Here is a 25,148-nt window from a genome sequence, read left to right on the forward strand (position 1 = left end):
GTTCACGGCACGTTCGTACAGAACGGCCTTTGTTACGTGACGGCAAAGCCCCCGTCGCATCGACGGGGCTCACCGGACCGGCTCGGCGGTGTGGCCTAGGCGGTGGCCAGGGACCGCAGCTTCTCGGGGTTGCGGATGATGTAGACGGCCTGGACGCGCCCGTCGAGCACATCGAGTTGGAAGACGGCGTCGGGCCTGCCCCCGGACAGGGCCAGCACCGCGAGGCCGCCGTTGATCTCCAGGAAGCGCCAGGACAGGTCCTCGACACCCTTGCGTGCGGCGCCGACGATGAAGCGGCCCACATGGTCGGCCGTCTCCAGGACCCGCAGCGGCGCCTTCGCCTTGCCGCCGCTGTCGCCGACGAGCCGGACGTCCGGGGCCAGCAGGGACATGAGCCCCTCCAGGTCGCCCTCCGCGGCGGCGGCCAGGAACCGCTCGGTGAGGTCGCGTCGCTGCGTGGGGTCGACCTCGTAGCGCGGTCGCCGCTCCTCGACGTGCTTGCGGGCGCGCCCGGCCAGCTGGCGCACGGCCGCCTCACCGCGGTCGAGCATGACGGCGATCTCCCCGTACGGGTAACCGAAGGCCTCCCTCAGGACGAACACCGCCCGCTCCAGCGGCGACAGCGACTCCAGGACGACGAGGACGGCGAGCGAGACGGAGTCGGCCAGGACCGCGCGCTCCGCGGTGTCCTGGACGGTGTCCCCGAAGTCGGTGACGTACGGCTCCGGCAGCCAGGGGCCGACATAGGTCTCGCCGCGCGCCTTGACCTGGCGCAGCCGGTCGATGGCGAGGCGGGTGGTGACGCGCACCAGATAGGCGCGCGGCTCGCGCACCTCGGACCGGTCGGCGCCCGACCAGCGCAGCCATGCCTCCTGCACCACGTCCTCCGCGTCGGCCACGCGCCCGAGCATGCGGTAGGCGACGCCCAGCAGGACGGGGCGGTGCTCTTCGAAGACGTCGGTCTCGGTGTAGGTGGTCACTGAACCATCCCAGCCCACGTGTGCGGCCCTGTCCAGGCGAATTCGGTACGCCGGAGCGGGCTCCCGCCAGGGGTCTACCCGCCGGTAGCAATTGCTGACAAGCTGTCTACCCCACGCCGGCCCATGACCCTCGACGAGGAGCAGCATGTCCGCCACCGTCTCCTTCAAAGTCCCCACTGCATACGGCCCGCAGAGCATGACCCTCTCCTACGCGCGCGTGGGCACCGGCGAACCGCTGCTCCTGCTGCACGGGATCGGCCACCACCGCCAGGTGTGGGACCCGGTGATACCCGTCCTGGCGGCCGAGCGCGAGGTGATCGCCGTGGACCTGCCCGGATGCGGCCGGTCCCCGGCGATGCCGGACGGGATGGCGCACGACCTGCCGACAATGAGCATGGTGCTCGCCGCCCTGTGCGAGGCCCTGGAGCTGGAACGGCCGCATGTGGCGGGCAACTCGCTGGGCGGACTGCTGGCCCTCGACCTCGGCCGGGCGAGGATCGCGCGATCCGTCACCGCCCTGTCCCCGGCGGGGTTCTGGTCGCAGCTGGAGCGGCAGTACGCCTTCACCGTCCTGACGGGGATGCGGCGGACCGCCGAGCGCATGCCGCTGCCCCTCGTCGAGCGGCTGTCCCGCTCGGCGGTCGGCCGTGCCGCCCTGACGAGCACCATCTACGCCCGCCCGGGGCGCCGTTCACCCGAGTCCGTGGTCGCCGAGACGGTCGGGCTGGCCCGCGCGGAGGGCTTCTTCGAGACCCTCCGGTCGGGCAGAGAGGTGCGGTTCACCGACGACATATCGGGGATCCCGGTGACGGTGGCGTGGGGCAGCAAGGACCGGATCCTCGTGCCGCGGCAGGGCGTCCGGGCGAAGCGGATCATCCCCCGGGCCCGGCTGGTGCGGTTGCCCGGCTGCGGTCATGTGCCGATGAGCGACGATCCGGCGCTGGTCGCGCGGGTGCTGCTCGACGGCAGCCGCTGAGCGTGCCGCGGGGTCACTCGGCCAGCGCTTCGAGGACCACCTTCAGGACGGTCGGGTTGTAGGGCATGGCGACGTGCGCGGTGTGGTCGTCGGGGTCGAGGTCCTGCAGGACGACGTTCCTGACGTGGCGGCCGTCGGTCGCGGCGAGCGCGCACGAGGTGTACGGGGTGACCACGTCGTCGAACCGGGTGGCGATCACCGTGTGCCGGACGCCCTCCGACGTCTCGCCCAGGTCGGCGAGTTCGCGTTGGAAGGGGTGGTCGTGCTGGAGCTGGGGCCAGGCCGGGACGACGGTGCCGACGGCGCCCTGCTCGACGAGTTCCCTTGCGCCGGGGATCTGTCGCGCGAGGTTCGTCAGGCCCTGGGCGGTGACGCCGTGGTTGCTGGGGGCGATGCCGACGAAGTTGTGCACCTTGGGGGCGCCGCCCAGGGCGTTGAGGTAGTAGCGCGGCATCATGCCGCCCTGCGAGAAGCCGACGAGGTCCACCTGCCGGGCGCCGGTGCGGTGCAGGACCTCGTCGACGAACTCGCCGAGTTGCCTGGCCGACCTCTTGATGTCGCCGAGCCCGAAGAGCACCGGGTGCAGGTGGTCTCCGTAGTCGAGGCGGAAGACCCGGTGGCCCTCCCTCCGCAATAGCCCGGTGGCCTCGGTCCAGGTGTAGCCGCGGTTGCCGAACGTGCCGTGCACGAGCACCACCGGGCGCGGACGCTCCTCGGTCAGGGGCAGGTCCCAGTCGTCCTCCCCCGCCTCCACGTCGACGGTGGCGACGGCTCCGGCGACGGCGGCCTGTCCGAGCCCGACCGCACGGTGTGGCGCCTCGGTGACGTCCGTGGCGGCGTCGTCCGAGTTGATGCCGGGGATCTTCGGATGCGGGAAACTCACGGCGATCCGCCCTTTCTGTGAGCGACGTTCCTTCGTTCTCCCGGTCTTACGGCCCCGGCGCGGCCACCCCTGAGCCGGGTCGGGCGGCCGCCCGGGGCGCCAGGCGGACGGTCGCGGCTCGCAACAGCCTGACGTACCAACCCCACTTCACCGGGCACACCACCCGCCCGGTCAGCGCGCGCTCGGCGCAGTCCAGGCTCTGCTGGAATACCGCGTCGTGCAGGGGTCGGAAGAACAGCAGCCAGCCCAGCCAGCGCACCCCGCGCGGGCGCACGACGAGGGTGTTGCGCAGCACGGTGAGCTCCTGATCGAGGCGCTCGACGCTGAACTCGTGAAAGCCCTCGAATCCGCGCGGCCCCGTGAACCGGAAGCGCACCCAGTGGCCCGGCACGTAGTGGCTCACGACATAGCGGACCGGGCCGTGGCCGCCGGACACCCCGACGGCCAGCGGCCCTTCGAAGCGCACCGGCGGCCAGCCGGGCGGCCAGAGCCGGTCGTCCGGTCCGCCCAGGCGGTCGATGAGGGCGCCGACGGCCTCCTGTGCTGCGGGGAGGGCGCGTTCATGGACGTTCAGCACAGTGATCACCGTGTCTGACTGCCCGGGCCGCCGGGCCCCGGAACTCCCTCGAAGAGGGGACCTGAGCGTACGCCCGGCGCGTACGGGCGGTACCTCGCGCCGGTCGGTCCCCTACGGGTCGCCGCTCGTCGAGCCGCCTTCTGGCTCGCGGTCCATGAGCCGCAGCAGCGGTCCCGTCATGGCGGTGGTGGCGAGCGCCATGACCACCAGCATGGCGAACAGCGCGGGCGACAGCAGTCCGGCGGCGAGTCCGGTGTTGAGGATGATGAGTTCGGTCAGGCCCCGGCAGTTCATCATCGCGCCGAGCTGCGCCGACTCCCGCCAGGAGAAGCGCAGCAGACGGGCGGGCACCACCGTGCCGACGAACTTGGCCACGGCCGCGGCGGCCAGGACGGCCAGGCAGAGCAGCCAGCCGGTCGCCCCGTGCACCGCGCCGAGGCGGGTGCCGAGGCCCACGGCCATGAAGAACGAGGGCAGCAGCATCCAGCTGGTGAGTCCCTCCACCCGCCAGGCGATCTGCTCCACCGCCTCCGTACGCGGCATGGCGAGGCCGGCGGCCACCGCCCCGAACAGCGCGTGCACCCCGATCTGTTCGGTGGCGAGCGCGCACAGCAGGACGGTGACGAGGACGATGGACGCCGTGCGGGCCGCGGCCATCGGGCCGTCGGGGCGCCCCGGCGCGAGCAGGCGCACGAGCAACGGGCGTACCACGCACCACACGACAAGGCCGAACAGCCCGACCCAGCCGACCGTGACGGCCGCGGCCGCCGGCGAACCACCGCTCGCGATGGCCAGGACGAGGGCCAGCAGGCACCAGGCCGTGACGTCGGCGACGCTCGCCGAGGCCATCGCGAGGGTGCCGAGCCGGGTGTTGAGCCTTCCCTCGTCGGACAGCAGCCGGGCCAGCACGGGTACGGCCGTGACGCTCAGGCTCAGTCCCATGAAGAGCACGAACGGCACCGCGCCCACACCGGGGGGCCGGTAGGCGTCCGGGACGGCCAGGGCGACGAGCACGCCGGTCAGAAAAGGGATGGCGATACCGGAATGGCCGATAAGTGTCGATGCGGACAGGCCGTCGCGACGCAGCGTGGTCAGCGACAGCTCGCGTCCCACGGTGAACATGAAGAGTGTCACGCCGAGTTGGCCCAATGTGTTGAGGAACGGGAACACCTCGGGCGGGAGCAGCACGCGCTGGGCGTCGGGTAACAGCGCGCCGAACACCGAGGGGCCGAGCAGCAGCGCGACGGCGATCTCCCCGACCACGCGGGGCTGTCCGATCCTGCGGGCCACTGCCCCGGCCCACGCGGCGCAGGCGGTCACCAGGGCCAGGGCGCCGAGGATCCGGTACAGGGGCACGGCTGCGGAGTCGGCGGGCGCGTGTCCCAAGGGGCCGGCGTAACCGACCGAGGCGAGGATCAGCGCCGTCACTCCGACGGGGATCCCGACGAACGCGCCGTAGCCCAGGAGCATACGGCGCGGGGCGAAAGTGGCTGCGGGTTCGGACAGCTGAGACGAACTGGCCTTCACGGGCGGCTCCTTGTCGAGCGCGGTGGCGGCTGGTCAGTGCGGTGATCTCTGCCCCCGCTCGCCAGGGACGCGCTCTGCCGCATCCGCGTTCGAGGGCGAGAGGGCGAAGATCGGCCAAGGTCAGGGCGGTGGTCGGATGGGGGCAGGGGGATGCCGGACCCGAGCGTAAAGAGAAGTGACAGGCATAACCGGCACGTCGCATATGCGAGAGGAGCACTTCATGTCCGCGAAGCCGCACGGCGTGCGAGGCCCCGGTTCCGACAAGGGCGGTCGGCGTGGTGCGGAGCCGGAGACATGGCGTCCGCTGCTCGCCGAGCCGGCCGTGGCGGAGCTCCTCGGGGATCGGCTGGTGGAGGCGGCACTGCTGGAACTGCGCCGGCTCGTGCCGCCGCGCACGGCACTGCACTCGCTGCGTACGTTCCTGCTGGCCGACGCCCTCGCGCGGACCCGCCGGATCGACTGCGACCGGGCGGGGCTGTTCGTCGCGGCGGCCTTCCACGACACCGGGCTGACGCCGGGCGGCGCACGGGTGCCGGGCGGATTCCCCGGCTGTTCGGCCGCGTTGCTCGACCGCTTCCTGGTCGGGCACTCAGTGGACGAGGCACGGCGCGGGGCGCTGACCCGGGCGGTGCGCGAGCACATGCGGCCCTGGCCGGCGCGGCATGCCGGGGTGGAGGCGCGGCTGCTGCACTTCGCAGCCTGGCTGGACGTCACCGGGCGCGGCGGCCGTCAACTGCCGGGCGAGCGACGGCGGTTGGCCGCACTGGCGCCCACTCCCTGGTTCGCCCTGTCGTTCTCCGCCCGGGTGGCCGCCTGCGGGCTGCGCCGGGCGCTGCCGGGCCCGGCGGTCTGAGGCCGCCGAACACCGGCTCGGCACAGCGCATTTCCCGTCGCGAAAGGACGAAGACGTGCAAGACGACCAGCGTGTGTTCGATGTCGCCATCGTCGGAGGCGGCATCGGCGGGACGATGCTGGCGGCGATCCTCGCCCGCCACGGCGTACGGGTCCTGCTTCTGGAGGGAAGCGGCCACCCTCGGTTCGCCATCGGAGAGTCCACCGTTCCCGAGACCACCTTCGGCCTGCGGGTTCTGGCCCGCCGCTACGACGTCCCGGAGATCGAGCACCTGGCGACCAACGGGGCGCTGCGCCGCCATGTGTCGTCGAACTGCGGCGTCAAACGCAACTTCAGTTTCGTCTACCACCGCGAGGGAGAGCCCACCCGCGCCGACGAGTGCACCCAGTACCCCACCTGGGGGCCGCCCCTCGGACCCGACTCGCACTACTTGCGGCAGGACGTCGACGCGTACATGTTCCACGTCGCCGTGTCGTACGGCGCGACCGCCCACACCCACACCGTCGTGGACGATGTGAAGTTCGACGAAGGCGGGGTCACCCTCGTCACCCGGGAGAAGGGCACCTTCCAGGCGTCGTACGTCGTCGACGCCGGCGGTATGCGGGCGGTTCTGCCCGAACGGCTGGGGCTGCGACAGGATCCGCCGTACCGCACGCGCTCGCGCACCCTTTTCACGCACATGGTGAACGTGCGCCCCTTCGACGCCGTCGCGCCCCCGCGCGAACAGCACGGCATGCCGAGCCCGTTCAGCCAGGGCACGCTGCACCATCTCTTCGAGGGCGGCTGGTTCTGGGTCATCCCCTTCGACAACCACTCGTCCAGCACGAGCGGGTTGTGCAGCGTCGGCGTCAATCTCGATCTGGACCGTCATCCACGTCCCGAAGGGGTCACCGCGGAGGAGGAGTTCTGGCGCCATGTGCGGCGATTCCCCAGTGTGGCCCGGCAGTTCGAGGAGGCGCGGGCGGTGCGGCCGTATGTGTCGACCGACCGTACGCAGTTCTCGTCGCGGACGGTGGTCGGTGACCGTTGGTGCCTGCTGCCGCACGCCAGCGACTTCATCGACCCGCTCTTCTCCAGCGGGCTCGCCGTCACCGTGATGGCGCTCAACGCCCTCGGTCACCGGCTCATCGACGCGGTGCGCGAGGACGATTTCGACACCGCGCGGTTCGCGTATCTGGAAAACTGGATCAAGCGGATGTTCCGGTTCTACGACGACCTGGTGTCGTGCAGTTACCTGTCGTTCGACGACTTCGCGTTGTGGAACGCCTGGAACCGGGTGTGGACCATCACGACGCTGTACGGGACCAACGCACAGAATCAGGCGGCCGTGGCATTCGAGAAGACGCGTGATCCGGCTTCCTTCGACGCATTGGAGAGGGCCCCTTATCGGGGCCTTCAGGGAGTCGACAATCCCTGGGTCGGGCAGCTCTTCGAGCAGGCCCGGGACGCCGTACTGGCCTATGGGTCAGGCGATCTGACGAAGGATCAGGCCGTCGAGCGCATCTTCGCCCTGCTGCGGGAGAGCGGGTTGTGCCCGGCGGTGTGGGGCACGCTGGACCCCGAGGACCGCTGCCCGTCCGGGGTGTTCACCCTGTGGCCGCTGATGAGGATCCTGCTGTGGGGCAAGTTCCGTTCGCCCCGGCATGTGCGGGGAGCGTACTTCACGGGGGGCGCGCGGCTCGTGGGCAAGGAGGCCGTGCAGGCCCTCACCACCGATGTGCGGCGCGGCAGCTCCCTGGTGCAGCAGACCGTGCGGGACATGTGGGTCAACTGGAACCGCGACTGGGCCCGGCGGGAGATTCCCACCCGAAAATAGGAGCGGGATGCGCCCGGGAAATCCATTCCCGGGCACTCCGAGAGCAATATCAACGGTTTGCCGCTCCAGCGCCTCGGGTAGAAAAAATTGGGGCCCCAAAATCTGAATTGGGCCACCATTCCCCCTGCTCGATCGAGAGACTACGGGCTGCACTCCATATGGCGCGAAATTCCACCTGCCCCTCGCCCGCCCAATGCTCCTGGGATGACATATCCCAGCACCGGGACCGCCTCATGCGGCTGGTCCGACGACGACTCCCGAGCCATCAGGACGCCGAGGACTGCGTACAGGAGACGATGGCCCGGGCGGCCGCGCACGCCGCCCTGGACGGCAGCAGGCTGGGACCCTTTCTGACCTCCGTGGCGCTGCGCCTGTGCACCGATTTCTATCGTGACCTCGAGCGAAACAGACGTCTCTTACAGCGCACGGCCTTCCGGGACGCCCCCGGGACGACCGAGGAGGACGTGTGTGACGAGCACTTCGGCAAATGGCTGCTCGATCAGGTCAGGCAACTTCGCGGGCGGGAGCAGGAGGTCATACTCGCCCGGGCCAAGGGAATTTCCACGGCGGAATTCGCGCGTATGCACAACATCTCCCTCAAGGCGGCCGAGGCCGCTTTCACCAGAGGGCGGGCACGCCTCAGGACGGCCTGTGTGAAGGCCATGGAAGAAGCCACGGAATAATCAACCGAAGGGAAACTCGCTCATGTCCAACAAGAACATGCAGGACATTCTCAAGGACCTCATGGGCAATATGGCCGACAGCGGAAAGGAGGCATTCGACGACATTCTCAACCGTCCCGAGCAGTCGTCGTCCGCCGCCGGTTCCGTCGCGGCCCTGGCCGGGCTGCCCGCGAACACCCTGGCGGCCCTGGCCGGCGCCGCCAACCCGGCCGCGCTGCTCGCGGGGGCCGCGAACCCGCTGGGGGCGCTGGCGGGGGCGACGGGCAATCCGCTGGCCGCGCTGACGGGCGCCGCGGGAGCGGCAGGGGCCGCGAACCCGCTGGCGGCACTGGCGGGAGCCGCCGGCGCGGCCGGGGGCGTCAACCCGCTCGCCGCCCTCACGCAAGCGGCGGGAGGCGCCGGGAACCCGCTGGCCGCGATGGGCGGTGCGGCGAACGCGATCGGTGGGCTCGGGCAACTCGCTGGCGGCGCGGGTCAGTTGGCCGGGGGCCTCGGACACGCCGCCGAGGGCGTGGGCGACCTGCTCGCGCTGCCCGCCCAGCTCGCCCAGCTCGTCGAACTGATCCCGAAGCTCATCCAGGCGCTGCAAGCCCAGGCCGGCAAGGCTGCCTCGGCCTGACGGCGGGTGCGCCGGACCCGCTCGGGGTGACCGGTGCGCGGTCAGGTGACCGGCCGGCACGCGCATCCGCCCGCCGGTCACCCGACCCGTTCCCCCCTCCCCGCTCGGCCGGTCACGAACCGGTCTTCGCGACCCGCTCTACCTGAGGAGATCACTCACGATGGCGTCTGTCGTCGGGGATCGGCTGCGGCTGGTGGTCAAGGTGCTGGGGAGCCTCGTCGTCGACGAGGTCGGGCAGGCCACGCGGCTGCGGAGACGTACGAGACGGCACGAGGGGGAACGGGCGGAGGCCGGCGAGGACTCCGCCGGTGCCTCAGCCGGAGCCGAGGAGCGGCGGGCCAAGGCCGTGCGGCACGCCCTGGAGAGTCTCGGCCCCTTCTATGTGAAGGTCGGTCAGATTCTGTCGTCCCGGCCCGACATGGTGCCGCAGTCGATCCGGGACGAACTGCAGAACCTGCACGACCAGGTGGACGTCCAGCCCTTCCCGGCCTTCGAGCACGTGCTGGCCGAAGACCTCGGCCCCGACTGGAAGCTGCGGTTCGACGACATCGACACCACCGCTCCCCTCGGTGCCGCCTCGCTCGCCCAGGTCTACCGGGTGACGTTGCCCGGCGGCCGGCCGGCCGTGGTCAAGATCCAGCGACCCGGTATCCGCGAGGGCGTACTCGCGGACATGGCCCTGATGCGCCGGGCGTCCCGGATCGTGGCCCGCATGGCACCCCGGTTCAACGAGGTCATCGACATCGAGGCGATGCTCGGCTCGGTCTTCGACGCGATGGAGCCGGAGCTGGACTTCACCGGCGAGGCCCGCAACATGGACGAGGCCCGGCAGTACGTACGGCCCTTCCGCACGCTGGAGGTGCCCAGGGTGCTGCACGCGAGCCCCCGGGTCCTGGTCCAGTCGCTGGCCCCGGGTACGTCGGTGCGGCACATCGACCGCGGCCACTTCACCGACGACGAGCGCATCGAGATCGGCAAGGACCTGCTGCGCTTCATGTACCACGGGTACTTCGTGCACCGCGTCTTCCACGCCGACCCCCACGCGGGCAACGTCTTCGCGGCGCCCGGCGGACCCGCGACGCTGATCGACTGGGGCATGGTCGGCCGCCTGGACCGCCGTACCAGCCTGCAACTACTGCCGCTGTTCATGACCTTGGCGCAGAACGACGGGGCCGGGCTCGCGCACCACTGGGCCGAGATGGGTCGGGTGACCTCGTGGTCCAACATGCCCGCGTTCGCCGCCGACATGGCGGCGTTCGTACCCAAGGTCTCCCATCTGTCCCTGGAAGACATGAACTTCGGGGTGTCCCTGACCACCGTGCTCGCGAAGGCGACCAAGCGGGGCATCGGCTCACCTCCGGCGGTCTCGCTGCTCGGCAAGTCGTTCGCCAACCTCGACGGCTCGGTGCGCTGCCTCGCCCCCGAGATCACGCTGCCTGAGGTGTTCCAGGGCGAGGTGCCGAAGATCCTCTTCGCGCTGGGCCGCGAGTTCCTGGGACGCCATCAGTTCGCCCGCAACTCGATGGAACTGCTGCTCGCCGCCGTCACCAGCCCCGAGCAGATGCGCGGGGTGCTCGCGGACATCGCCAACCGCCAGTTCGCGTTGCAGGTCCACGAGCCGCGCACCCCCGCCGCGATGGGCGGCCAGCGCCCCACCCGCCCCTCCGGCGGCCTCCTCGCCCTGGGCGCGCTGGCACTCCTGCTCGCCCGCCGCCACTCCCGTTGACCTCGACGACCACACGGAGGTTCTCCTTGCCCGAGACCGCACGCTCGCAGCCCCCGTCGACGCCGGACGCGCCCCTTGCCGAGGGCGCGGCACCGTCGTACGGCCTCTCGCGCGTCGCGCTCTGGACGGCCGCCGCGCATGCCGCCGAGTGCGGCCGGGACGCACCGTACGTGATCGACCCCTGGGCCGCGGACTTCCTGCACGCCGCCCGGTTCAGCGGCGGGCCGCCCGGTGACGGCCCGTTGCAACGGCTGCTGCCCGACTGGGCCGTGGTGCGCACCCGCTTCTTCGACGAGCACCTCCTCAACGCCTCCCGCTCGGGCTGCCGTCAGGTGGTGCTGCTCGGGGCCGGTCTCGACACCCGCGCCTTCCGGTTGCGCTGGCCGACCGGTGTGCACGTCTTCGAGGTCGAGGTCCCCGCCGTACTGGAATTCAAGGACCGCGTACTGGACTTGACCCCTCCCACGTGCGGGCGGCGCAGCACGGTGGGCGCCGATCCGGCCGGGTCCTGGGCCGAGGACCTGCTCGCGGCGGGCTTCGATCCGCGCCGGCCCACCGCGTGGCTGTGCGAGACCCTCCTCTACCACCTGGAGCCGGCGGCGGTGGAGTCGATCGTCGGCACGATGACGGAACTCTCCGCGCCCGGCAGCACGTTCGGCGCCGAGTGCGTGAACGCCGAGGCCGCCGCATCGGCGTTCGTGGCTCCCTTCCTCCAGGCCCTGTCCGCCACCGGCATCGCCTGGCACTGGCAGCTCGCCGAGCCCGCGGCCTGGTGGGCGGAGCACGGCTGGGAGGCCCATGTCGCCGACCTCTTCACGCTGCCGTACGTCATCCAGCGGCTCTCCCCGTATCTGCCGCTGCTGACCGAGGCCGCCGCCAAGTGTGCGTTCCTGACCACGGGCACTCTGAAGAAGTGACCGTCACGAAGGAGGAGCCCCGGGCCGCACCGGCCGGGGCTCCTCCTTCGTGCGTCGATACGGCGGGTCAGGGACGCTCCAGTTCCAGCAGTGCCGCCAGCCACAGGTCCGGGAGTTCGTCGGCGGTGGCCAGTGTCTCGTCGTGCACGACCGTGAGGCAGGCGGTGTCGTGCTGGCTCGTCAGCGTGGTCAGGCAGCGGATGCCGGCCGCCAGGCCCGCGAAGACGGCGGCGCTTCGGGACGCGGCACCCTGATGGACCAGGGCGTCACCGAAGTTCACGCTGCTCGCCGGTCCGGCGACGACGTCGCCGTTGACCATCCGCGTGCCGACGCGGGCGCCGACGGCCCTTGGCGTGGCGGCCAGCAGCAGACGGACTGCGTCGCGGCGCCGGGTCGCGCGGAGCCGGGTGGTGGTCGCGATGACCCCGGCGAGGGCGCGGTGCGGTGACGGCTCGTCACAGGGCAGCAGGACACGGGCGGTGACCATCCGGTTGCCGGGGGCGTGTTCCTCGCCCGGCGCCCGCACCGACATGGGGACTGCGACCGGCAGCGGCGGATGGGGCGCTCCGGTCGTCTTCATGTGCCAGGTGTGGACGGCGTGCGTGAGGGCGGCGAGGTAGACGTCGTTGACCGTGCCGCCGAGCGCGCGGCCGATGGTGCGCAGCCTGGTCAACGGGGTGTGCGCCTGGCAGAGCGTGGTGCGGCCGCTGCTCGGCCCGTCGAAGGCCGGTTTGGCGGTGGGCGCGCGGAAACCGCCCACGGCGTCGCCGAGGGCATCGACCAGACCTCGGGCGGTCGGCCAGGAGGGGCGGTTGGCGGCGGGCCCGCCCCCGGCGTGGTCGGCGAGGAGGGCCCGGGCGGTGTGCGCGGCACCGACTCCGTCCTGGAGGGCGTGCTCGGAGCGGTAGCAGAGGCTGTAGCCGCCCGTCGGCCCATGGACCAGCCACACGTCCCACGACGGCCGCTCGTCCGCGTTCATGGGCCGGGCCAGCATCAGCCGCCCGGCCTCCGCGGCGTCGGCGGTCTCGGGCAGCCACACCTCGTGCACATGCTGCTCCACGGCGATCCGGTCGACGCGCCGGAGCACCGGGCGGTCCCGCGCGATGCGGTAGCGCAACGCCGGGATGCGGTGGGCGCGTTCGGCCACGCGCGCGCGTACGGCGTCCAGGGTCGGCGCCCGGCCGCCGTAGGCGAACACGAAGGCGACCGGCAGCGGTCTGCCGTGCGTGGCCAGGTGGTAGGCGACGTCCGCGGTCCCCATGCGGAGCGTCGGCGGCAGGAAGCCGTCGGTGCCGAGGGGGCGTCGGGTCATGGAACAACCTCCGGGTCGGGTGGGGCGGATGTCAGCAGGTGCGCCGCGTGGCCCGGCCGAGCGCGTCCAGATAGGTCCGCAGCAGGGGGCGGGCGGGTCCGCGCACGGGCATGCGCGGGGCGGCCGAGCGGTGCCAGGGCAGTGGCCCCCCGGGTTCCGGCTCGCCCAGCAGGGCCGCGGCGACGTGGGCGCCGTGGGCCACGGACATCGCCAGGCCGTGTCCGCCGCAGCCGCCGATGTACCAGACGCCGGGCAGGCCGCGGACGGGGCCGACCACCGGCAGCCCGTCGCCGGTCATACCGATGCGGCCCAGCCAGCGGTGGGTGACCGGCACGTGGGCCAGCTCGGGGTGCAGGGACCGCACCCAGTGGGCCAGCCACGCCCAGGCCCGCTCCCGCGCGGCGCGCAGCCGTGGTGCGGCGAGCCCGGCGGGGAGGGTGACCGTGCCGCCGCCCGCCACCAGCCCTCCGTCGGGGAGCGGCCGGAAGTACGGGGCCATCGGCAGGGCGTCGACGACGGCATACCCCTCGCGACCGCCGAGCGCCTCGTACGCCGGGTCGCTCACGGGCGCGGTGGCGACGGCGTACACCTCCAGCGGCACGACCGTGCCGACCGGCAGCCCGAGAGAGAGCGCGGCGGAGTTGACGGCCAGCACCGCATGGCCGGCCCGGAGCCAGCCGTGCGGGAAGTCCAGTTCGGAGCCGACCGGGTGCCCCGCGCGGACGGCCACCAGCGGGCTGTTCCCGAAGAACCGCACACCCCTGGCAGCGCAGGCGCGGGCGAGGGCGCAGGTCAGGGCGGCCGGGTCGAGCGTCGCGGCGGTGCGGTGCAGCAGACCGGCGGTGTACGGCACGCCCACGCGCGCGCGTACCTGGGCGCCGGACAGCTCCGGCACGTCCAGGCCCAGCGCGCGGTAGGCCCGGGACCGCCGGTCGAGGGCCGCCAAGCCGGCCGGTGCGCGCGTCGCCATGATCTGCGCGCCGGGCCGCAGCCCGCACGGCAGGTCGAGCCGCCCGCACAGATCGAGGACCGCCTCCACCGCCCGTACGCTCGCCAGATGCATCCGGCGTGCGGCCCAGGGGCCGTGGCGGCGTACGGCGCCGTCGATCGCGGGCCCGGCCCGCGGACCCAGCAGACCGGTGCCCCGGCCGCTGGCCCCGGCGGCGGGACCCTCGGCGTCGATCACCACGATGTCGCGGCCGGGGGCGCGTTCGGCCAGGTGGTAGGCGCAGGCGAGGCCGGCCAGACCGGCCCCGACCACGACCGTGTCCGCCGTGACCGTGCCGTGCAGCGGGGGCTGTGCGGGCAGCTCGGGCAGGTCCCAGGCCGGGGTTCCGTACGCCGACGGCGTCATCCGGTGCCCTCCGGCGCGAGGTCACGGAGCGAGCCGAACCGCCGGTCGTGCCACAACAGCGGGCGCCCGCCTCCCACGTGCACGGCGGCGACCTGCCCGACGACCAGATGATGGTCGCCGTAGCGGCGTACGTCCACGACCAGGCACACCGACCAGGCCAGTGCCCCCGCGATCACCGGAACGCCGAGGACCTGCCGGGTGTCCGTGCCCTCGAACCGCACCGCGGCGGGTGCCGTCGGGCTCGCGAACCGGCCGGCCAGGTCGTGCTGTTCCTCGCGCAGCAGATGCACCGCGAAGGCGCCCTGGGCGCGGACGGCGGTGAGGGTGCGGGAGCCGTCGCGCAGACAGGCCAGGAGCAGCGGTGGCCGGGCCGACAGCGAGGTCACGGCGGAGACCGTCATCCCGATCGGCCCGTCCTCGCCCCGAGCCGTCACGACGCTCACCCCGGCGGCCAGTTTGGCGTAGAGGCCGAGGCAGCGGGCGGCGCCGGGGCCGGGCTCGTCGTGGAGCGGGTCGTCGTACGGGGAGGGCTGCGGCCGGGTGGTCGTACCGGAGGCGTGGCGCACGGCGTGGTACGGCGCGGACTCGGGGTCAGCCGCGAGCGGGGGCGGCGCACTCATCGATCACCTCCGCGCCGACCAGACCCACCAGGATGCGGGCGATGTTGGTCCGCAGCGTGGACTCGGCGACGGGGTCGAGGATCTCCGCGAGGGTCGGGATGCCGAGGTCGAAGGACGCGGTGAACACGACGAGTGTGCCGCCGTCGCACGGCTCGCAGCGCCAACTCCCCTCGAAGGTCTGGAAGTCGCCGCTGAGCTGCTCGAAGGTGAGGGAGAGCGTGTCCGGCGCGAACCTGTCGCGTTCCCGCCATCGCATCAGCCCGCCCCGGAACGACACGGTCCAGTCCGACACCACCGAACCGTCCGGCAGTGTGTCCACGCGGACCTCGCGCACGGTGTCGGTGAGTTCGGGGTAGCGGCGGAAGTCGGTGATGCGGTGATAGACGGCGGCGGGTGCCGAGCCGTCGGCGATCGCGTGCAGGACCACATGACGCATGGGTCGTTCGGTTCCTTTCCGGGATTTCGTGCGGTGCCTGTGGGGGGGTCAGCCGGCCATCCGCGCGGCCGTGCTGCGCAGGGCCTCGGCGAGGGTGGTGAAGAACAGGTCGAGCGCGGCGTCCTCGACCACGGCGGGCGGGGTCAGGCGCAGCACTCGGGTCGAGTTGAGGGAGTGGTTGACGAGGACGCCGCGTGCGATGAGTTCCAGCAGGAGTTCGCCGACCGCCTGCTCCTCGGTGAACTCGATCCCGATCAGCAGTCCGCGCCCGCGCACGTCCTGGACCAGGATTTCCCGGTACGGCGCACAGGTGGCCCGCACCCCGGCGAGGATGCGTGCGCCTAGGCCGGCCGCGCGGGCCACGGTGTCCTCGCGCTCCATGGTCTCGACGGTGGCGAGGGCGGCGGCGCAGGCGATCGGGGAGGCGCCGAAGGTGGAGGTGTGCAGATAGGGGTCCCGGCTGAAAGGGGCGTACGCCTCGGCCGTGGCGACCATCGCGGCGACCGGTACGACGCCGCCGCTGAGCCCCTTGCCGACCAGCAGCATGTCCGGGCGGACCCCCTCCGCGTCGACACCCCACCAGGTGCCCAGCCGGCCCATCCCGGTCTGGATCTCGTCGACGACGAGCAGCGCGCCGAACTCCCGGCACAGCGCGGCGACTTCGGTGAGGTAGCCGGGTTCCGGGATGTGCACGCCGCCCTCGCCCTGCACCGGTTCGACGATGACGCAGGCCCGGTCGCGGCGGGCGGCCAGCGCCTGCTTGAGGTCGGCGGCGTCATCGAAGACGACCTGGGTGGTGTCGGGCAGCAGGGGCTGGAAGGGCGCCTGGTAGGTGGGGTTGGCGGTGACGCTGAGGGCGCCGAGCGTCTTGCCGTGGAAGCCCTTGCGGGTGGTCACGATCGCGTTGCGGCCGTGCGCTCGGGCCAGCTTGAGGGCGGCTTCCGTGGCCTCGGCGCCGGAGTTGACGAAGTGGACGTAGTCCAGTCCCGGCGGGGTGTGGGCGGCCAGCGCCTGCGCGGCGCGTGCGGCGACCGGTTCCAGGAAGACCCGGCTCGCCAGCGGGTGGGCGTCGATCTGCCGGTGTACCGCCTCGACGACGGCCGGGTGCCGGTGGCCGAGGATGAAGACGCCGTACCCACCGAAGTCGAGGAGCCTGCGCCCGTCGTCGGTATGGATCCAGCAGCCTTCGGAACGCACCTCGGCCATCCCGCCGAGCACCCGTCCCATGACGGCTCGGCCGGAGCCGATGTGGCGCAGGTAGAGGTCGAGGATGTCATCGGGGGTGGTGGGCGGGGTGTCGGTGGCTTGTGCGGAGGCGGCAGTCGCGTCTGAGGCCGACCCGACCGGGCCCCGCGCCGACACCGCCGCCGCCTCCGGAACCGGCCCAGCCGTGCCCCGCGCGGACACCGCCGCCACGTCCGGAACCGGCCCAGCCGTGCAAGGTGCGCGGCGTGTGGGGAGCGGCACGGCCTCCGTCACCGCCGAAAGCTCCTGCCCGGGCACGGCCTCCGTCACCGCCGAAGGTTCCTGCCCCGGCACCGCCCCCGTCGCCACCGAATCCTCCGGCCCAGGCACGGCCCCGGTCACCGCCGAATCCTCCCGCCCAGGCACCGCCCCCGTCACCGCCGAAGGCCTCTGCGCGGGCGCCGTCGTCGAGTCCGGGGAGATCGTCATGAGGCCACCTCGGTCGGGGTCGGGGTCGGGGCTGTTCGGGTGGTGCGGTGTCGGGTGAGGAGGGTGGGGCGGGCGTCGGCCCAGCTCTCCAGGTTGCGGACGAGCGCGGCGCGGATGTCGGCGTGGTTGAGGCGGGTGCCGCAGTGGGGCCGGCCGAGCGAGGTGTCGAAGGGGAGCTCGCGTTGGAAGACCAGCAGGAGCTCGGCGTAGTGCTGGAACCTGCGGCGCGTGGACTCGGGCAGTGCGGTGCCCTCCAGCATGGGCAGCAGCAGCCGGTGCACCGCCTCGACGGGGATGAGCCGGGGCCGGTGCGGTGCGGGGAGGCCGTGGCGGACGGCGAACTCCGCGCAGGTGTCGGCGATCTCCCGCAGCCGGGGCGCCTCGTGGCCGGCGGTGAGCCAGAACTCCCCGCTGCTCACCCCGCCGCGGACGAGGTCGCCGATGGCTCGGGTGACGTAGTCCTGCGGGACCATGTCGACGCGGGCGTCGGGGGCGCCGGGCAGCACCGGCACCTGACCCAGGACCATCGAGCCCAGCGTCTTGGTCAGGCCCTGCTGTCCGGCGATCCGGCCGGTCGCGGAGTCGCCCATCACGACGGACGGGCGCACGATGGCGCCGGGCAGGTCGGCCTCGCGGACCTGTTGTTCGGCGCTGGTCTTGGAGGTGAGATAGGCGGCGGCCCCCGGGAAGCGCCGTGCGTCCTCCTCGCTCGGGGTGCTCGCCACGAACGCGGTGCTCACCAGGTACAGGGGCGCGTCAGCGCGGGCGGCCAGGTCGAGCATCACCTCCGTGCCGAGGGTGTTGGTGCGCACGATGTCGGCGGGCGGCATCCGCCAGTTGGTCTCCGCGGCGGAGTGCAGGACGACGTCCACGTCGAGGGCGAGTTCGTGCCAGGCGAGCGGGGTCAGGCCGAGGCGTGGGGCGAGGAGATCGCCCTGAAGCTCGCGCACCCTTGGGTCGTTCAGGGGGCGGTTGCGGCGCAGGCAGAGCAGGTCGAAGTCGGCGCAGAGTTCGTCGATCAGGGCCCTTCCTAGGACGCCGGTTCCGCCGGTGAGCAGCAGGGTCGGGCGGTCGCGCGCGGTGCTCCTCGGTGCGGGCAGGGCGGTGGGACGCGGGAGGTGTGGCGGCATGGGTGAACTCCCCCAACTGGTCTCGGCCGGCGCAGGGCGGTGGGTGCGGGCGCCGGTCACGCGATGGCGAGCGGCCGGTCGGCCAGGTAGTCGGCGAAGGGGCCGGTCATCCTGGCCCGGGACGGCGGGTGGAGGGACAGTCCGTTGGCGCAGGCGGCGAGGTGGCCGACCTCGTCGGACGTCATGAAGCTGAGCCCGCCGAGCAGTTCGACCGCGCGCGGCACGACCCGGGCGATGACGTCCTGGACGCCGTAGCGGACGTACAGCGCCTGGGCGAGCGCGGACTCGCCGAGGTCGCCGTCGTCGACGCGGCGGGCGAGGCCCTCGGCGGTGGCCGCGGCGGCCTCGGTCTCGACGAAGAGCCGCACCCGCTCGTGCTCGGGGATCCGGTCGTTGTGCAGCACCCGTTCGACCAGGGCGGACACGGCACCGAGGTAGCTGCCCGTCATCAGCAGCTGGAACCAGATCAGCCCGGCCGTCTGGAGCTCGTCGACGCCCCCTCCGGCGACGGCCGCGGTGCGCAGCAGCAGTTCCGGCGGTACGACGACGTCGGTGAGCGTGACCTGGTCGCTCTCCGCCCCGGCCAGGAAGGCGCTGGACCAGAAACCGCTGACGCTGACGCCGTCGCTCTCGGCGGGCACCAGCGCGACCGCGAGTTCGTCCCCCTGCCCGTCCTCGCGGGGCACCAGGACGCTGGCGGTCAGCACGTCCATGGAGCGGGCCAGGCTGCACGGGCGCTTGACGCCGCTGATGCGCACGCCGTCCTCGGTGACCGTGGCGGTCATCGTCGGTTCCAGGATCCCGGCGCCACGGCGTCCCTCGGCGAAGCCGGAGGCGATGAGGCGGTTGGTCGACGCCACGCCCTCGATGAGCAGCCACTCCAGTCCGTCGCCCCGGTCGCCGAGACCGACGAGCGTGGCCATGGAGAAGTGGTGCATCGTGGTCGCCACGGCCAGCGACGGCGAACGGCTGCCGATGGCCCGTTGCACACGCAGCGCGTCCAACGCCGTGGCTCCCCGGCCCTGATGGGCCTCCGGGACCAGCAGTCCCGGCCCGCCGCTGTCCCGGAAGAGCCCGATGCCGGGGCTACCCGGCCGCTCCAGCTCCATCAGCGGCGTCTCGCGCAGGGCCGGGTCCAGGTCCGGCAGCAGCTTGGCGAGGGTGGTGCGTTCACGCTCGAGGAATCTCATGCCGGTGCGATCCTCCGGGGTGGGGGGTGGTGTGCGGACTACGGCGTCGCGGCACCACGAGGAGACCTCGCGTGTGCGGACGCGGAACTGCGGGGCCGGCTCCGGCTCGTGGGGCGGTACTGCGACCGCGCGCCCGGCGGGCCGGACGGCGTCAGACGGCGTTGGTGGCGCGCAGGAGCTGCCATACGGCGGGGATGCGCGGCTTGCCCAGGAAGGCGATGTACTCCGGAAGGACCGCGTGCGGGGCCCACTTCTCCTTGTACTCGAGCTGGGAGACCGCGGGGTAGATCGCCTTGCCGCGCTCGGCGAGCAGTCGGGCGAACCGGGCGAACATCCGGCTGTGGCCGGGCACTTCGTGTTCCTCGTCGAGTCCGGTGAACGGGGTGAAGCCGAAGTGCAGCCAGCCGGCGCCGTCGGCGAGGAGGTGCTCCATGACGGTGGCGTTGAGCGCCTCCATCACGCCGGGCGGCGCGTCTGGCCTGCGCCGGCTGAGATCGTGCAGCCAGCCGGGGCGGCTGCCGTAGACGGGTGAGTAGTTGATGTAGCCGACCGCTTCGCCGTCGACGCGGCCGACGAAGAGCCTGCGGTGACGTTGCAGCGGCCCGGTCCGCTGGCCGACGAGGAATTGCAGCTCCTTGACGTGCCGGCCCTTGTCGCGCAGCCATGGCTCGTCCACCCGGTCCAGTTCGGCGCAGTCGTCGCCGGGCAGGACCTCGGCCACTTCCAGACCGGCCCGCCGGGCCCGCGAGATCTTGTTCCGCAGCCGTACGAACCGTGAGCCGCGCAGCGTGAAACGGGCCAGATCGACCGCGTACGACGCCCCGATCTGGTTGACCGTGAATCCGTGCCGTGCGTACAGCTCGGCGTCCTCGCGCTGGAGCTGCACGGCGACCAGGCGCCGTCCGGCGTGTGCCACGAAGGAGTCCAGCAGCCCCGCGCGGTGTTCCGAAGCGGTGAACGGGCCGCCGAATTGCAGGACATGGCGTCCGGATCTGCGATAGGCGCACACACCGTTGAACCGCTCGTCCCGGAAGTACTCGTTTCCGCTGTTCAGGGCGAGAAAGGAACTGGGGTTGTCGCTGTGTTCGGTGAGGGTGTCAAGCACGGACGGCATGCGCACCCTCCTTCCGATTTCGCGACACATCGGCGGCGGCACGGTACTGCCGCTCGAACGCGCCATAGGCGGGATGGGTTTCCGGTTCGAATGCGACACCGAAGGGTTTGAAGGAGTTCCCGAACAGGGCCCGGTCTCCCAGGAGGTGGATGGGCAGTGCGAGCAGGGCCCATTCCGGCCCGGCGATCAGGGCCCACGCCCCGGCCAGGGCACCGGCCGTGACCAGGCTGTGCATCACGTTGTAGGCCACGTAGTAGCCGCGCGAAATGCGCTTGCCGGGGGTCCGTCGGTGGGCGATGGCGCCGGGAATGTAGCCGATGACGTCGATCACCGCGAAGAGCGAGACGAAGACGCCCCAGCGGATCTGCGAAAGGTGCTGAAAGGCGAGCACGAGTGAAACGACCAGCAGGGCCAGCCATTCCATGCGGGTGAATGCGAAGGTGGTCTTCGTCTCGAATAGGTTCTTGGCGTCCACGGGGCTCCAGGAAATGCGCGTACGATGCGGGAGGCGGACTTCGGCCGGCTCCTTCCCTGCGGGCTTTCATACCTGTTTACGGGCGAGCGGCCGCAACCCCTCGTAATGCGGGGGTGATGGGCGTGCACGGCAGCCGAGGACCACGCCCGCGCCGACCAGGGCGCTGCCGACGGCCTGGGGGATCCCGTAGGAGCCGGTTCCGACGAGCGGTGCGGTGCAGGCGGCGGCGACGGGGATGAGTCCGGAGAACAGCGTGGCGCGCTCGGCGCCGAGCCGCTGCATGCCCATGTACCAGCACACGAACCCGACGACGGTCACGACCACCGCCTGCCACAGCAGGGCCGCGGCCTCGGTGGCATCCGGCCGGCGCAGCCAGTCGCCCCCGTCGAGCACCGCACCGGTCGCCGCGGACTCGACGGCCGCGACGCCGCACACCGTGGCGGACAGCAGACGCGGGCCGAGCGGCCGCAGCACGGGCACGGCGAGCACCGCGAACCCCACCTCGCCGACCAGCGCGCACACCGAGAAGGCGATGCCGGCGCCGTCCGTACGCCCCCAGCCCTGGACCGCGAAGGCACCGGCGACGACGAGCGACGCGCCGCACAGGACCGCGCGGCGGGGCCGGCGCCGCTCCAGGAGCGGGACGAGGACGGCCACGATCACGGGCGCGCAGCCGACGAAGACTCCGGGGACGGCCGGTTCCGCGGTGCGTTCGGCGGCGATCACGGCGAGGTTGAATCCGACCATGCCGATCGCGGCGAGCAGCGTGAGACGGGCCCACTGGCGGGGCGTGAGCGCCCGGATCCTCGCCCCGGCATCCGGCCCGAGGGTCGGCAGGAGCAGCAGGCACGCCAGCCCGTAGCGGAGGAACTGGCCGCCCGCGTACGGGTAGTCACCGAGCAGGCTGTTGGCGGTGAAGGAACCTCCGACGAGGACGCAGGCGAGCGCGGCGAGCAGGGCGCCGCGCGTGGTGGTGGCGTTCATAGGACGACGCTAGGGAGCGCGACGGCCCGCATTAAGGTCCATTTCCATGACGTCATCGCAGACCAATCCGGACCCGCGGGCCGGCTCCCCGGCCTGGGAGCTGCTGCTTCCCGCCGCGTCGGCGCCCGCACGCGCGCGTGGGCGTTCGCTCCAGGCGGCGCTGCGGGAGGCGGTGCGCTCGGGTCGGCTGCTGCCGGGGACGCGGCTGCCGTCGAGCCGGGATCTGGCCGCCGACCTCGGGGTGTCGCGCGGGCTGATCACCGAGGCGTACGAGCAGTTGACGGCCGAGGGGTATCTGCGCAGCGGCCGGGGCGCCGGGACCTGGGTGGGCGATGCGGTACGGGCCGCCCGGTCACGCGCGCGTGACCTCGCCCCGCGCTCCACCGGCGCGCGGGCCGACTTCGTGCCCGGGACGCCGGACGTGTCGCTGTTCCCGCGTGCCGCGTGGGCGGCCGCGCAGCGCGGGGTGCTGGCCGAGCTGCCGCACCAGGAGCTCGGCTATCCCGATCCGCGCGGGCTGCCCCGGCTGCGTACGGCGCTCGCGGAACTGCTGGCGCGCCGCCGGGGCGTGGTCGCGGACCCCGAGCGCCTCCTGGTCGTCTCCGGGGTGTCGCAGGCGACGACGGTGCTGGGCTTCGTACTGCACGCGCGCGGGATGCGCGAAGTCGGTGTCGAGAACCCCGGAAGCCCGCAGCACGACGCCCTGTACGCGGCCGCGGGCGTGACCACCGTGCCACTGCCCATGGACGACGAGGGGCTCGCCGTCGGCCCGCTGCGGGAGTCGGGCATACGGTCCGTCGTCACGACGCCGGCCCACCAGTTCCCCACCGGCATCGCCTATTCCGCCCCTCGCCGTGCCGAACTGCTCGACTGGGCACGGTCCGTCGACGGGTACGTCCTTGAGGACGACTACGACGGCGACTTCCGGTACGACCGCGCTCCCGTGGGCGCGCTCCAGGGGCTCGATCCCGAACGTGTCGCCTACGCGGGGTCCGTCAGCAAGTCCCTCGCACCCGGGCTGCGACTCGGCTGGCTGCTCGTACCGGAGGCGCTGGCCGAGGACGTCGTCGAGCGCAAGCGGACCATGGACCTCGGCCATCCCACCCTCGACCAGGCGCTGTTCGCCCGGTTCGTGGAGCGCGGCGACTACGACCGCCAGCTGCGCCGCTGCCAGCGCGCGTACCGGGAACGCCGCGACGCCCTCGTCGCCGCGCTGAAGGAGCACTTTCCGGGCGCGGCGGTGACCGGGATCGCGGCGGGGCTGCACGTCATCGCCGCGCTGCCGGAGCGGTACGGCCCTCAGGAGCGGTTCCTCGCGCGCGTGGGCGCGGCCGGTGTGGCGGTACGCCCGCTGACGGACTACGCGCACGCGCGTGCCGGGGACGACGAACAGCCGGGCGTACGGCTGGTGCTGGGGTACGCCCATCTGTCGCCCGCACGGATCCGGGACGGCGTACGGCTGATGGCCGGTGCGGTGGCGGCGGGGCGGCGCTGACCGGGACCGCCCCGGCGCCCGCTCGGCCACGGGCAGGTGATCGGCGCCGTACGTCGCGGTGTCGCCCGTGTGACGTGTCGGTTCCCTTGCGGATGCGGTCAGTTGTTCACTTGTGGTTTGCGTGTGCGCTGCGGCGCACCAGTAGTTGTGGCACTGCTCATTGGCCGGATCCCGCCTCTGGAGGCCTCCCATGTCACACCGTCCGTTCCCGGCCCGCCGCAGCGTCCTGCGCGGCTCGCTCGCCGCGTCGGCGGCCCTCACCCTGCCCACGGCCCTCGGCTCGGCACCGGCGTTCGCCCTCTCGGGGCGCCCCAAGGCGGGCTGGGGCGTGCAGACCGGCGACGTGACCTGCGACTCGGGGCTGGTGTGGGTGCGTTCGGACCGTCCGGCCCGGATGATCGTCGAGACGTCCGCGACCGAGTCGTTCCGCAACGCGCGCAGATGGCACGGCCCGCTGCTCGGCGCCGACACGGACTTCACCGGCACGACCCCGCTGCGCGGCCTGCCGTCCGGCGAGCAGATCCACTACCGCGTGCTGCTCGCCGACCCGGACGACCCGCGCCGCACCGGCGAGCCGGTCACCGGCACCTTCCGCACCGCCTCCGCGCGGCGGCGCGACGGTGTCCGGTTCGTCTGGTCCGGCGACCTCGCCGGGCAGGGCTGGGGCATCAACCCCGACTTCGGCGGCTACACCATCTACAACGCGATGGGCAGGCTGGACCCGGACTTCTTCCTGTGCAGCGGCGACAACATCTACGCCGACGGAGCGATCACGTCGTCCGTGACCCTGCCCGACGGCAGCACCTGGCGGAACATCACCACCGCGGAGAAGTCCAAGGTCGCCGAGACCCTCGCCGAGTTCCGCGGCAACTTCCGGTACAACCTGCTCGACGACAACCTCAAGCGGTTCAACGCCCAGGTCCCGTCGATCATCCAGTGGGACGACCACGAGGTGACCAACAACTGGTACCCCGGCGAGATCCTCGGCGACTCCCGCTACACGGAGAAGAGCGTCGACGTCCTGGCCGCACGCGCCCGGCAGGCGTTCTCGGAGTACTTCCCCATCTCGACGCTGCGCCGCCCCGACGGCCGGGTGTACCGCACGGTGCACCACGGGCCGCTGCTCGACGTGTTCGTGCTGGACATGCGCACCTACCGCAACGCCAACTCGACGGACGACCAGACCACCGACGCGCAGGGCATCCTGGGCGCCGAACAGCTGAAGTGGCTCAAGGGCGAACTGGCCCGTTCCCGGGCGGTGTGGAAGGTGATCGCCTCGGACATGCCGCTGGGCCTGGTCGTGCCGGACACCGGCGACGGCAAGCCGAACATCGAGGCCGTCGCCCAGGGCGACCCGGGCGCCCCGCTCGGCCGTGAGCTGCAGATCGCCGAGCTGCTGCGGTTCATCAAGCACCGGCGGATCACCGGCACGGTGTGGCTGACCGCCGACGTCCACCACACCTCGGCCCAGCACTACCAGCCGTCGCGGGCGGCCTTCACCGACTTCGAGCCGTTCTGGGAGTTCGTCTCGGGTCCGCTCAACGCCGGTGCCTTCCCGGCCAACGCGCTCGACGACACGTTCGGTCCGGAGCGGGTGTTCGTGAAGGCGCCGACCACCGCGAACGTCTCCCCCGCGGGCGGCTACCAGTTCTTCGGCGAGGTCGACATCGACGGCCACAGCGGTGAGCTGACGGTGCGGCTGCGGGAGCAAGACGGCACGGTGCTGTTCACCAAGGTGCTTCAGCCGGGACGCGTCGGCCAGTAGGTCCCGTACGCTCGTGACAGTGCCGCGCACCTGAGTCATCCC

Annotated in this window: 23 protein-coding genes; 9 read left to right on the top strand and 14 right to left on the bottom strand. The window is 72.4% G+C overall.

Annotated features, from left to right (window positions below):
* Window positions 1-95: 95 nt before the first annotated feature.
* The gene (locus ACZ7NC_RS02910; RefSeq protein ID WP_471484351.1) at window positions 96-980 is read right to left on the bottom strand and encodes an RNA polymerase sigma-70 factor; all 885 of its coding nucleotides are present in this window, start codon (window positions 978-980) and stop codon (window positions 96-98) included.
* Window positions 981-1,125: 145 nt separating this feature from the next.
* Between ACZ7NC_RS02910 and ACZ7NC_RS02915 the strand changes: the two genes are divergently transcribed.
* Window positions 1,126-1,956, top strand: a complete 831-nt coding sequence (locus tag ACZ7NC_RS02915; protein ID WP_471484352.1) for an alpha/beta fold hydrolase — start codon at window positions 1,126-1,128, stop codon at window positions 1,954-1,956.
* 13 nt (window positions 1,957-1,969) lie between these two features.
* On the opposite strand, the gene ACZ7NC_RS02920 is transcribed toward ACZ7NC_RS02915, so the two are convergent.
* From ACZ7NC_RS02920 to ACZ7NC_RS02930, 3 genes are all read right to left on the bottom strand, one after another.
* Window positions 1,970-2,839, bottom strand: a complete 870-nt coding sequence (locus tag ACZ7NC_RS02920) for an alpha/beta fold hydrolase (RefSeq protein WP_471484353.1) — start codon at window positions 2,837-2,839, stop codon at window positions 1,970-1,972.
* A 46-nt stretch (window positions 2,840-2,885) separates the two neighbouring features.
* Complete coding sequence (locus tag ACZ7NC_RS02925; protein ID WP_471484485.1) at window positions 2,886-3,422, bottom strand: SRPBCC family protein; 537 nt, start codon at window positions 3,420-3,422, stop codon at window positions 2,886-2,888.
* A 105-nt stretch (window positions 3,423-3,527) separates the two neighbouring features.
* Window positions 3,528-4,943 carry a cation:proton antiporter domain-containing protein gene (locus ACZ7NC_RS02930; protein WP_471484355.1) on the bottom strand — a complete coding sequence of 472 codons (1,416 nt, stop codon included), beginning with the start codon at window positions 4,941-4,943 and terminating at the stop codon, window positions 3,528-3,530.
* Between the two features lie 220 nt (window positions 4,944-5,163).
* Between ACZ7NC_RS02930 and ACZ7NC_RS02935 the strand changes: the two genes are divergently transcribed.
* The 6 genes from ACZ7NC_RS02935 (at window position 5,164) to ACZ7NC_RS02960 (ending at window position 11,557) form a co-directional block, all read left to right on the top strand.
* On the top strand, window positions 5,164-5,796 hold the full coding sequence (locus tag ACZ7NC_RS02935) for an HD domain-containing protein (RefSeq protein WP_471484356.1): 633 nt from the start codon (window positions 5,164-5,166) through the stop codon (window positions 5,794-5,796).
* A gap of 55 nt (window positions 5,797-5,851) precedes the next feature.
* The gene (locus tag ACZ7NC_RS02940; protein ID WP_471484358.1) at window positions 5,852-7,612 is read left to right on the top strand and encodes an NAD(P)/FAD-dependent oxidoreductase; all 1,761 of its coding nucleotides are present in this window, start codon (window positions 5,852-5,854) and stop codon (window positions 7,610-7,612) included.
* A gap of 233 nt (window positions 7,613-7,845) precedes the next feature.
* Window positions 7,846-8,295 (top strand): RNA polymerase sigma factor, encoded by a 450-nt coding sequence (locus ACZ7NC_RS02945; protein ID WP_471484359.1) that lies wholly within the window; start codon window positions 7,846-7,848, stop codon window positions 8,293-8,295.
* Between the two features lie 22 nt (window positions 8,296-8,317).
* Window positions 8,318-8,914: a hypothetical protein gene (locus ACZ7NC_RS02950; protein WP_471484360.1), complete on the top strand. Its 597-nt coding sequence runs from the start codon at window positions 8,318-8,320 to the stop codon at window positions 8,912-8,914.
* Between the two features lie 160 nt (window positions 8,915-9,074).
* Window positions 9,075-10,640, top strand: a complete 1,566-nt coding sequence (locus ACZ7NC_RS02955) for an ABC1 kinase family protein (RefSeq protein ID WP_471484361.1) — start codon at window positions 9,075-9,077, stop codon at window positions 10,638-10,640.
* A 26-nt stretch (window positions 10,641-10,666) separates the two neighbouring features.
* On the top strand, window positions 10,667-11,557 hold the full coding sequence (locus tag ACZ7NC_RS02960) for an SAM-dependent methyltransferase (protein WP_471484362.1): 891 nt from the start codon (window positions 10,667-10,669) through the stop codon (window positions 11,555-11,557).
* A 67-nt stretch (window positions 11,558-11,624) separates the two neighbouring features.
* On the opposite strand, the gene ACZ7NC_RS02965 is transcribed toward ACZ7NC_RS02960, so the two are convergent.
* The 10 genes from ACZ7NC_RS02965 to ACZ7NC_RS03010 all read right to left on the bottom strand — a co-directional run bounded on the left by ACZ7NC_RS02965 (window position 11,625) and on the right by ACZ7NC_RS03010 (window position 21,846).
* On the bottom strand, window positions 11,625-12,869 hold the full coding sequence (locus tag ACZ7NC_RS02965) for a wax ester/triacylglycerol synthase domain-containing protein (RefSeq protein WP_471484363.1): 1,245 nt from the start codon (window positions 12,867-12,869) through the stop codon (window positions 11,625-11,627).
* A gap of 31 nt (window positions 12,870-12,900) precedes the next feature.
* A complete protein-coding gene (locus ACZ7NC_RS02970) occupies window positions 12,901-14,223 on the bottom strand; it encodes an NAD(P)/FAD-dependent oxidoreductase (protein ID WP_471484364.1) in 1,323 nt (440 codons plus the stop codon).
* The gene (locus ACZ7NC_RS02975) at window positions 14,220-14,843 is read right to left on the bottom strand and encodes a flavin reductase family protein (protein WP_471484366.1); all 624 of its coding nucleotides are present in this window, start codon (window positions 14,841-14,843) and stop codon (window positions 14,220-14,222) included. Before ACZ7NC_RS02975 ends, ACZ7NC_RS02970 begins: the two co-directional genes overlap by 4 nt.
* The gene (locus ACZ7NC_RS02980) at window positions 14,815-15,279 is read right to left on the bottom strand and encodes a type II toxin-antitoxin system RatA family toxin (protein WP_471484367.1); all 465 of its coding nucleotides are present in this window, start codon (window positions 15,277-15,279) and stop codon (window positions 14,815-14,817) included. The genes ACZ7NC_RS02975 and ACZ7NC_RS02980 overlap by 29 nt, the downstream gene beginning before the upstream one ends.
* 48 nt (window positions 15,280-15,327) lie before the next feature.
* Window positions 15,328-16,953: an aspartate aminotransferase family protein gene (locus tag ACZ7NC_RS02985; RefSeq protein ID WP_471484368.1), complete on the bottom strand. Its 1,626-nt coding sequence runs from the start codon at window positions 16,951-16,953 to the stop codon at window positions 15,328-15,330.
* A complete protein-coding gene (locus ACZ7NC_RS02990) occupies window positions 16,950-18,083 on the bottom strand; it encodes an SDR family oxidoreductase (protein ID WP_471484370.1) in 1,134 nt (377 codons plus the stop codon). The genes ACZ7NC_RS02985 and ACZ7NC_RS02990 overlap by 4 nt, the downstream gene beginning before the upstream one ends.
* Window positions 18,084-18,139: 56 nt before the next feature.
* Complete coding sequence (locus ACZ7NC_RS02995) at window positions 18,140-19,273, bottom strand: acyl-CoA dehydrogenase (protein ID WP_471484371.1); 1,134 nt, start codon at window positions 19,271-19,273, stop codon at window positions 18,140-18,142.
* Between the two features lie 151 nt (window positions 19,274-19,424).
* Complete coding sequence (locus ACZ7NC_RS03000) at window positions 19,425-20,387, bottom strand: bifunctional lysylphosphatidylglycerol flippase/synthetase MprF (RefSeq protein ID WP_471484372.1); 963 nt, start codon at window positions 20,385-20,387, stop codon at window positions 19,425-19,427.
* Window positions 20,371-20,862 (bottom strand): hypothetical protein, encoded by a 492-nt coding sequence (locus ACZ7NC_RS03005; RefSeq protein ID WP_471484374.1) that lies wholly within the window; start codon window positions 20,860-20,862, stop codon window positions 20,371-20,373. Before ACZ7NC_RS03005 ends, ACZ7NC_RS03000 begins: the two co-directional genes overlap by 17 nt.
* 66 nt (window positions 20,863-20,928) lie before the next feature.
* Window positions 20,929-21,846 carry a DMT family transporter gene (locus ACZ7NC_RS03010; protein WP_471484376.1) on the bottom strand — a complete coding sequence of 306 codons (918 nt, stop codon included), beginning with the start codon at window positions 21,844-21,846 and terminating at the stop codon, window positions 20,929-20,931.
* A 46-nt stretch (window positions 21,847-21,892) separates the two neighbouring features.
* On the opposite strand from ACZ7NC_RS03010, the gene pdxR reads away from it, so the two are divergent.
* Together pdxR and ACZ7NC_RS03020 are read left to right on the top strand one after the other, a co-directional pair.
* Window positions 21,893-23,341, top strand: a complete 1,449-nt coding sequence (pdxR, locus tag ACZ7NC_RS03015; protein WP_471484378.1) for a MocR-like pyridoxine biosynthesis transcription factor PdxR — start codon at window positions 21,893-21,895, stop codon at window positions 23,339-23,341.
* A 190-nt stretch (window positions 23,342-23,531) separates the two neighbouring features.
* Complete coding sequence (locus ACZ7NC_RS03020; protein WP_471484379.1) at window positions 23,532-25,106, top strand: alkaline phosphatase D family protein; 1,575 nt, start codon at window positions 23,532-23,534, stop codon at window positions 25,104-25,106.
* Window positions 25,107-25,148: the final 42 nt, after the last annotated feature.

The sequence above is a fragment of the Streptomyces sp. NPDC111802 genome (assembly GCF_055634335.1).

What these genes read in the sequence shown, in the direction of transcription:
- ACZ7NC_RS02915 (WP_471484352.1), top strand. Translation starts at nt 1,126, where the DNA reads ATGTCCGCCACCGTCTCCTTCAAAGTCCCCACTGCATACGGCCCGCAG.
- ACZ7NC_RS02935 (WP_471484356.1), top strand. Translation starts at nt 5,164, where the DNA reads ATGTCCGCGAAGCCGCACGGCGTGCGAGGCCCCGGTTCCGACAAGGGC.
- ACZ7NC_RS02945 (WP_471484359.1), top strand. Translation starts at nt 7,846, where the DNA reads ATGCGGCTGGTCCGACGACGACTCCCGAGCCATCAGGACGCCGAGGAC.
- ACZ7NC_RS02950 (WP_471484360.1), top strand. Translation starts at nt 8,318, where the DNA reads ATGTCCAACAAGAACATGCAGGACATTCTCAAGGACCTCATGGGCAAT.
- ACZ7NC_RS02955 (WP_471484361.1), top strand. Translation starts at nt 9,075, where the DNA reads ATGGCGTCTGTCGTCGGGGATCGGCTGCGGCTGGTGGTCAAGGTGCTG.
- ACZ7NC_RS02965 (WP_471484363.1), bottom strand. Translation starts at nt 12,869, where the DNA reads ATGACCCGACGCCCCCTCGGCACCGACGGCTTCCTGCCGCCGACGCTC.
- ACZ7NC_RS02970 (WP_471484364.1), bottom strand. Translation starts at nt 14,223, where the DNA reads ATGACGCCGTCGGCGTACGGAACCCCGGCCTGGGACCTGCCCGAGCTG.
- ACZ7NC_RS02975 (WP_471484366.1), bottom strand. Translation starts at nt 14,843, where the DNA reads ATGAGTGCGCCGCCCCCGCTCGCGGCTGACCCCGAGTCCGCGCCGTAC.
- ACZ7NC_RS02980 (WP_471484367.1), bottom strand. Translation starts at nt 15,279, where the DNA reads ATGCGTCATGTGGTCCTGCACGCGATCGCCGACGGCTCGGCACCCGCC.
- ACZ7NC_RS02985 (WP_471484368.1), bottom strand. Translation starts at nt 16,953, where the DNA reads ATGACGATCTCCCCGGACTCGACGACGGCGCCCGCGCAGAGGCCTTCG.
- ACZ7NC_RS02990 (WP_471484370.1), bottom strand. Translation starts at nt 18,083, where the DNA reads ATGCCGCCACACCTCCCGCGTCCCACCGCCCTGCCCGCACCGAGGAGC.
- ACZ7NC_RS02995 (WP_471484371.1), bottom strand. Translation starts at nt 19,273, where the DNA reads ATGAGATTCCTCGAGCGTGAACGCACCACCCTCGCCAAGCTGCTGCCG.
- ACZ7NC_RS03000 (WP_471484372.1), bottom strand. Translation starts at nt 20,387, where the DNA reads ATGCCGTCCGTGCTTGACACCCTCACCGAACACAGCGACAACCCCAGT.
- ACZ7NC_RS03010 (WP_471484376.1), bottom strand. Translation starts at nt 21,846, where the DNA reads ATGAACGCCACCACCACGCGCGGCGCCCTGCTCGCCGCGCTCGCCTGC.
- pdxR (WP_471484378.1), top strand. Translation starts at nt 21,893, where the DNA reads ATGACGTCATCGCAGACCAATCCGGACCCGCGGGCCGGCTCCCCGGCC.
- ACZ7NC_RS03020 (WP_471484379.1), top strand. Translation starts at nt 23,532, where the DNA reads ATGTCACACCGTCCGTTCCCGGCCCGCCGCAGCGTCCTGCGCGGCTCG.